This is a genomic window from Variovorax sucrosi, assembly GCF_051216635.1.
Taxonomy (GTDB): Bacteria; Pseudomonadota; Gammaproteobacteria; order Burkholderiales; family Burkholderiaceae_C; genus Variovorax.
Genome location: NZ_JBPJZU010000010.1, coordinates 282,835 through 289,516, shown reverse-complemented (window position 1 = coordinate 289,516; position 6,682 = coordinate 282,835). Strand labels below are relative to the sequence as shown.

The window sequence follows — 6,682 nt, the reverse complement described above, 5'->3', positions numbered from 1 at the left end:
CGGCCGTCAGCTGGGCACTGGCGAACATCGGCAGGGAGAAAAGGGCGAGGCAGAGCGTGGTGCGAAGAGTGCGTTTTTGCATGGGGTTCCGTTGAGGCCATCGGGCCGATGTCGTTCATGACTGCCAGGTGGGCAGCCGGACGACACTGTCGGGGAACGGGCATCAAGAGGGTGCAAAGGTTGAGCCACCTCCTGCAAAGACGGCGTAAAACGGCGAAGGCCGCCGAGGCTCAGCCTTGCGCACCCAGCCCCAGCACCGCCTCGGCCACGGCGACGATGCCGGCATCGTCTAGCGCTTCGGCCGCGACGGATTGCCGCGTGCGCCAGCGGCTGAAATGCCGCTCCTGCGAGCGCGCGTAATGCGGGTCGTAGTGCAGCGCCATCAGCTCCGCGAACAGCGGCGCCAGGTCACCCGCGCGTGCCCAGGCCTGCCAGCGCTGCACGGTTTCCTTGCCCTGCATTTCCTTCAGCAGGCCGAGCTGCGTGGCCAGGGCCTCGCGGTCGTCGCCGAGGTAGGCGTAGTCGCGCAGGAGGTAGGCCAGCCGCACGTCCGGCGTGGCCGTGACCTCGATGCAGGCGGCCTCGCGCATGCGCACCACCAGCGGGATCGGCAATGCAATACGGCCGATGCGCGCGCTCTCGCCCTCCACATACACCGTGCGCGACAGGTCGAAGGCCTCGATCGCGGTCGACAGCTGCGTCTCGAAGCCCTTCTGCGACGGCTGCGGCACGCCTGGCAGCGCACCGAGCAGCGAGCCCTTGTGGCGCGCCAGCCCTTCCAGGTCGAGCACTTGCGCACCGCGCGCTGCCAGCGCCTGCAGCACACGCGTCTTGGCGCTGCCGGTGGCGCCGACGATGACGCGCAATTGCAGTTGCGGGATGGCCGCTTCGAGCGCGTCGAGCACATGGTGGCGAAAGCTCTTGTAGCCGCCGGCGAGCTGCTGCGCGTCCCAGCCCACCAGGCGCAGCCAGGTCACCATCGAGCCGCTGCGCAGGCCGCCGCGCCAGCAGTAGACCAGCGGCTTCCAGCCGGCCGGCTGATCGGCGAAGCGCTCCCTCAGATGGCGTGCCAGGTTGGCAGCCACCATCGCACCGCCGACGCGGCGGGCCTCGAAGGCGCCCTGCTGCTTGTAGATCGTTCCGACGATGCGGCGCTCCTCGTCGTCGAGCACCGGGCAGTTGATGGCACCGGGCATGTGGTCGAGCGCGAACTCGGCGGGAGAGCGTGCATCGATCAGCACGTCGAAGGCATGGCGGTCGGCCACGCGGACAGGGCCGCGGTGGCTCATGGGGTTAATCTCGTCATCATGGAACCGATCGCTCTCACACGTTTTTCTCACGGCGGCGGTTGCGGCTGCAAGATTGCCCCCGGCTTGCTCGCCGAGATTCTGGCACGCGCACCGCAGGGCCTGGTGCCGCCCGAACTGCTGGTCGGCACCGAGACCAGCGACGACGCCGCCGTCTACCGCCTCAACGACACGCAGGCACTGGTCGCCACCACCGACTTCTTCACACCCATCGTCGACGACCCCTTCGACTTCGGCCGCATCGCCGCGACCAATGCACTGTCGGACATCTACGCGATGGGCGGTACGCCCATTCTGGCGCTGGCGTTGGTCGGCATGCCGATCGACAAGCTGCCGCCGGAGGTGATCGGCCGCGTGCTCGAGGGCGGCGCCAGCATCTGCCGCGAAGCCGGCATCCCGATCGCGGGCGGTCACAGCATCGACGTTCTGGAACCGATCTACGGCCTGGTCGGGCTCGGCCTGGTGCACCCCGACAAGGTCCGCCGCAATTCGGCCGCCCGGGCCGGCGACATGCTGGTGCTGGGCAAGCCGCTGGGCGTCGGCATCCTCTCGGCGGCGCTCAAGAAGGGCCTGCTCGACGCCGACGGCTATGCGGAGATGATCCGCCACACGACGCAACTCAACCGTGTCGGCATCGCGCTCGCCGCGCTGGACGGCGTGAACGCGATGACCGACGTGACGGGCTTCGGCCTGGCCGGCCACCTGCTGGAGATCTGCAAGGGCTCGGGCCTGGCCGCCGAAGTCTCGCTGGCGGCGCTGCCGCTCATCGCCAGCGCCGTGCCCTTCGCGCAGCAGGGCGTGGTGACCGGCGCCTCCGGCCGCAACTGGGCCGGCTACGGGGCCCAGATGGCCTGGCCGGCCGGTGGCGCCGACTGGCAGCGCGCCCTGGTGTCCGACCCGCAGACCAGCGGCGGCCTGCTGGTGAGCTGCCGGCCCGACGCCGTGCCGTCGGTGCTCGCTGCCTTCCGCCACGCCGGCTTCGCGCAGGCCGCCGCGATCGGTGCGCTGCGGGCCGGCGAGGCGGGTGTTTCGTTCGGCGCCTGACGCCGGCGCCTCGCTGCGGGACAATCCCCCCATGAAAATCGAAAAAGACACCGTCGTCACCCTCCGCTACAAGGTCACCGACCTGCAGGGCAAGCTCATCGAGGAAGCCAAGGAGCCGATGGGCTACCTGCATGGCGGCTACGACAACACCCTGCCCAAGATCGAAGAGGCGCTGGACGGCCAGGAAGCCGGCTACGGCGTCACGCTGCAGCTCAAGCCCGAAGACGCCTTCGGCGTGCGCGACGCGGCGCTGGAGCGCACCATCGACAAGAGCGATTTCCCGCCGGGTGTGAAGGTCGGCGGCCAACTCGAAGGTCGCAACGACAACGGCGAGCCGCAGATCTACTACGTCAAGAAGATCAAGGGCAACCAGGTGCTGCTCGACGGCAACCATCCGCTCGCCGGCCAGGAGCTGCGCTTCGTGCTCAAGGTGCTCGACGTGCGCGTCGCGGCCCCGGAAGAACTGGCGCACCGCCATGTGCACGGCGCGGGCGGCCACCATCACTGACGCACCGAACGGCCCACCGATGACCAACCCCATGAGCGCGCGCGAGCAGGACCAGAAGAAGATGGCCCTGTGCGAACCCTGCACCGGCATCCAGCGCAATTGGCGCCGGGCCCCCGGCCATGCCGAACTGGTGCAGGGCAACAACCGCAAGGAAGAGCGCGAGGACGGCCGCACGGTGACTGTCACCAGCTACCGCTGCGACCGCTGCGGCACCCGCTGGGAATACGAGAACGACAAGGCCAACCTGCACGCGGGTTGGTCCGTGACGGGGCGGTAACCCCTTTTGGACGAGGCGCTTCGCATCCGCAGCTACCAGCCGGGCGACGCGCCCGCGCTGCGCCGCGCCTTCGCGTCCTCCGTCCACACCCTCGCGGCCCGCGACTATCGGCCCGAGCAGCTTGCCGCCTGGGCGCCGCGCGACCACGACGCCGCACGGTGGGCCGAGCGCATGCAGCGCATCCGGCCCTTCGTCGCCGAACTGGGCGGCACGGTCGCCGGCTTTGCCGACGTGCAGCCGTCCGGCCACATCGACATGTTCTTCGTCTCGGGCGATCACGCGGGCCGCGGCGTCGCGACGGCCCTCATGGCGCATCTGCATGCGGTGGCGCAGGCGCAGGGCATCGCCGCGCTGCATGCCAACGTGAGTCTGCGTGCGGAGCGCTTCTTCCTCGCCTCGGGCTTCGCGATCGAAGTGCGGCAGGAGATCGAGCGCGCTGGCGTCATCCTTCGCAATGCACGCATGCGCAAGGTGCTGACCGTCATCGACATCGATGCGCTGCACGCCGTGGCAGGCACGCCCCTTGCACGATGACGCGCATGCCCCGCCCCACCGCCATCCCCACCGTCCAGATCGACAACGACCGCGTCAAGGTCACCGAATGGCGCTTTGCGCCCGGTGCGGAGACCGGCTACCACCGTCACGGCATGGACTACGTCGTGGTGCCGATGACCAGCGGCACGCTGCTGCTCGAAACGCCGAACGGCGAGGTGCGCAGCCCCCTGACCGCCGGCGTCTCGTACACGCGGCTCACCGGCGTCGAGCACAACGTGATCAACGCCAACGACCACGAATTCGTCTTCGTGGAGGTCGAGCTGAAGTAAGGACCGAGCGGCCGCGGCCACTTGCTCACACGATCGGATCGACCGGCATCGGCGGTGCTCCGCGCGCCTCGATGGCCTCGCCGGCCGCCAGCAGCAGGTCTTCGCGGAAGCGACCCGCCACCAGCTGCACGCCGACCGGGCGGGTGCCGACCATGCCGGTGGCGACGGCCAGCGAGGGCAGCCCGGTGAGCGGCAGGCCGATCATCGGCGCCTGCGCGGCCCACACCCGTGCGTAGGCATCGGCACCCTGGAGGTCGAGGTCGACCGGGAAGGGCAGCTCGGCGCTCGCCGGCATCAGCAGCACCGGGTAGCGCGTGGTGAATTCCTGCCACGCACGCGCCAGCGTGGCGCGACGGATCAGCGCCTTCGACAGGTCCACCGCGCCCGCCGCGCCGACCAGGCCGACCTGGCCCGCCAGCGCCGCGATGGCGCCGGCATCGCCCTCCTGCTGCGCTGCGGCGACCATCGCGTCGTAGCCGTCGCCCATCCACAGCACGATCTGCGTGGTGCAGGCGTCCTGCAGCGGCGGCAGGTCGTCGAGTTCTTCCACCTGCCAGCCGGCATCGCGCAGGCGTTCGGCCGCATCGATCAGCGCAGCGGCCACCGCTGGCGACGTGTCGAGCCCGTCGGGCCGCACGCACAGGCCGACGGTGCGCGGCGCATCAGGGCCGACGAGCGGCGCGGGCACCCACCACGGGTCGCGGTCGTCGGCGCCGGACATGGCGGCCAGGCCCAGCCGGATGTCGCCGATGGTGCGTGCGATCGGCCCCGACACGGCGGTGATCTGCCCGCTGATGGTTCGCTCCGGCCCCGACGCATTGAAGGCGGCCACGCGGCCCAGCGATGGCCGCAGGCCATGCACGCCGCAGGCGTAGGCCGGGTAGCGGATCGAGCCGGCGATGTCGGTGCCGTGCGCCATGTGGCCGATGCCTGCAGCGATGGCCGAGGCGGCGCCGCCGGACGAGCCGCCCGGGGTGAGCGAGGCATCGCGCGGGTTGATCGTGCGGCCGTGCAGCCGGTTGTCGGTGAACCAGCGGTAGCTGAAGGCCGGCGTGTTGGTGCGGCCGATGATCACCGCGCCGGCCTTCAAGAAGTTGTCGACCACCGGGCTGTTCGTCGCCGCGATGCGGTCCTTCTGCAGCGTCACGCCGTTGGTGGTCGCGAAGCCGGCCTGGTCGATGTTCACCTTGACGGTGATCGGCACGCCGGCCAGCGGGCCGCAGTCTTCGCCGCGGGCCAGTGCGGCGTCGATGGTATCGGCGCGCTGCAGCACCTCGTCGGGACGCCAGTCGACCACGGCGTTGAGCCGCGGGTTGACGGCGTCGAGCCGCGCCAGGGCGGCCTGCGCGGCTTCGACGGCGGAGAACTTGCGTTGCGCGATGTGCTGTGCAACGTCGGAGGCGGAGAGGCGCCAGATGTCGGTCATGGTCGTGGTTTACAGCGTGGCGAGCACGCTGTCCAGGGTGTCGGCGAGGAGGTCGGCGTTGGCTTCGGAGAAGACGAGCGGCGGGCGGATCTTCAGCGTGTTGGCATGCTCGCCGGTGGCGCTGAACAGCACGCCGCGTTCGCGCATCGCGTTGACGATGCGCGCGGTCTCGGTCGTCGCCGGCGTGCGCGCTTGGCGGTCGGTCACCAGCTCGACGCCGACGAAGAAGCCGGCGCCGCGCACGTCGCCGATCAGCGCATGGCGGTCCGCGAGTTGGCCGAGCCGCCCGCGCAGATAGGCGCCGACGCGCTGCGCGTTGGCCACCAGCCCTTCGCGCTCGATCACGTCGAGCACCGCCATGCCGGCGGCCATCGACACCGGGTTGCCGCCGAAGGTGTTGAAGTAGCGGCACTCGCGGCCGAAGGCGGCCAGCACCGCTGGCTGGATCGCGATGCCGGCGAGCGGGTGGCCCGCGCCCAGCGGCTTGCCCATGGTGACGATGTCGGGCACCACGCCGTGGCGCTGGAAGCCCCACATCGCATCGCCCGTGCGGCCGAGCCCGGCCTGCACCTCGTCGGCGATGAAGACGCCGCCGGCCTCGCGCACGGCCTCCACCGCCTCCGCCAGGAAGCCGGGCGGGTCGGTGAAGATGCCGTCGCTGGAGAAGGAGGTGTCGACCAGCAGCGCGGCGGGGCGCATGCCGTGGGCCGCGAGGTCGGCGATGGCTTCGCGCACGCCGGCCGCGAAGGCAGGCCCTATCTCCGACGGCGCGATGCGGTAGCTGTCGGGGGCGGGCACGGTGCGCACCTCGTCACCCAGCTTGACGAACTTGCCGAGCGAAGGCGAGGCCACGGCGATGGCCGAGGTCACGCCGTGGTACGCAAAGCGCGTGACGATCAGGCCTTCGGCCTGGGTGTGCGAGCGGGCGATGCGCATCGCGAGGTCGTTGGCTTCGCTGCCGGTGCAGGTGAACATCGCATGCGCGAGTTCGCCGGGCATGGTGGCGAGCAGCCGCTCGGCGTAGTCGAGCACGCCTTCGTGCAGGTAGCGCGTGTGCGTGTTGAGCACGCTCGCCTGCCGCGCGATGGCCTCGACCACGTGCGGGTGGCAATGGCCGACCGAGGCCACGTTGTTGTAGGCGTCGAGGTAGCGCTTGCCGTCGGCGTCGTGCAGCCACACGCCGTCGCCGCGCACCGGATGCAGCGGCGTCTCGTAGAACAGGCGGTAGGCCGGGCCGAGCACGCGGGCGCGGCGTTCCATCAAAGCCTGGGTGTCGGCGGGGATCGAGGACATTGG

8 protein-coding genes are annotated in these 6,682 nt (G+C 70.6%); 5 read left to right on the top strand and 3 right to left on the bottom strand.

Features of this window, described 5'->3' with window-relative positions; translation table 11 throughout:
* Nucleotides 1–230: 230 nt before the first annotated feature.
* Complete coding sequence (mnmH, locus tag ACSFBE_RS20520; protein WP_435492266.1) at nt 231–1,289, bottom strand: tRNA 2-selenouridine(34) synthase MnmH; 1,059 nt, start codon at nt 1,287–1,289, stop codon at nt 231–233.
* A gap of 18 nt (nt 1,290–1,307) precedes the next feature.
* Between mnmH and selD the strand changes: the two genes are divergently transcribed.
* From selD to ACSFBE_RS20495, 5 genes are read left to right on the top strand one after another with little or no spacing between them, the layout of a single operon-like run.
* Nucleotides 1,308–2,351, top strand: a complete 1,044-nt coding sequence (gene selD / locus ACSFBE_RS20515; RefSeq protein WP_435492265.1) for a selenide, water dikinase SelD — start codon at nt 1,308–1,310, stop codon at nt 2,349–2,351.
* A 31-nt stretch (nt 2,352–2,382) separates the two neighbouring features.
* A complete protein-coding gene (locus ACSFBE_RS20510; RefSeq protein ID WP_435492264.1) occupies nt 2,383–2,859 on the top strand; it encodes an FKBP-type peptidyl-prolyl cis-trans isomerase in 477 nt (158 codons plus the stop codon).
* Nucleotides 2,860–2,878: 19 nt separating this feature from the next.
* Entirely contained in the window at nt 2,879–3,136 is a 258-nt protein-coding gene (locus ACSFBE_RS20505) for a hypothetical protein (protein WP_435492263.1), read from the top strand.
* Nucleotides 3,137–3,142: 6 nt separating this feature from the next.
* Nucleotides 3,143–3,670: a GNAT family N-acetyltransferase gene (locus tag ACSFBE_RS20500; RefSeq protein ID WP_435492262.1), complete on the top strand. Its 528-nt coding sequence runs from the start codon at nt 3,143–3,145 to the stop codon at nt 3,668–3,670.
* Between the two features lie 5 nt (nt 3,671–3,675).
* Complete coding sequence (locus tag ACSFBE_RS20495) at nt 3,676–3,960, top strand: cupin domain-containing protein (protein ID WP_435492261.1); 285 nt, start codon at nt 3,676–3,678, stop codon at nt 3,958–3,960.
* 25 nt (nt 3,961–3,985) lie between these two features.
* Here ACSFBE_RS20495 and ACSFBE_RS20490 read toward each other — a convergent pair whose 3' ends face one another.
* Together ACSFBE_RS20490 and ACSFBE_RS20485 are read right to left on the bottom strand one after the other, a co-directional pair.
* Complete coding sequence (locus ACSFBE_RS20490) at nt 3,986–5,386, bottom strand: amidase family protein (protein ID WP_435492260.1); 1,401 nt, start codon at nt 5,384–5,386, stop codon at nt 3,986–3,988.
* Nucleotides 5,387–5,395: 9 nt separating this feature from the next.
* Nucleotides 5,396–6,679, bottom strand: coding sequence for an aspartate aminotransferase family protein (locus tag ACSFBE_RS20485; RefSeq protein WP_435492259.1), 1,284 nt, complete (start codon nt 6,677–6,679; stop codon nt 5,396–5,398).
* Nucleotides 6,680–6,682 lie beyond the last annotated feature (3 nt).

Excerpts from the sequence above, each read along its gene's own strand:
- ACSFBE_RS20505 (WP_435492263.1), top strand. The coding sequence starts at position 2,879 with ATGACCAACCCCATGAGCGCGCGCGAGCAGGACCAGAAGAAGATGGCC.
- ACSFBE_RS20510 (WP_435492264.1), top strand. The coding sequence starts at position 2,383 with ATGAAAATCGAAAAAGACACCGTCGTCACCCTCCGCTACAAGGTCACC.
- ACSFBE_RS20485 (WP_435492259.1), bottom strand. The coding sequence starts at position 6,679 with ATGTCCTCGATCCCCGCCGACACCCAGGCTTTGATGGAACGCCGCGCC.
- mnmH (WP_435492266.1), bottom strand. The coding sequence starts at position 1,289 with ATGAGCCACCGCGGCCCTGTCCGCGTGGCCGACCGCCATGCCTTCGAC.
- selD (WP_435492265.1), top strand. The coding sequence starts at position 1,308 with ATGGAACCGATCGCTCTCACACGTTTTTCTCACGGCGGCGGTTGCGGC.
- ACSFBE_RS20495 (WP_435492261.1), top strand. The coding sequence starts at position 3,676 with ATGCCCCGCCCCACCGCCATCCCCACCGTCCAGATCGACAACGACCGC.
- ACSFBE_RS20490 (WP_435492260.1), bottom strand. The coding sequence starts at position 5,386 with ATGACCGACATCTGGCGCCTCTCCGCCTCCGACGTTGCACAGCACATC.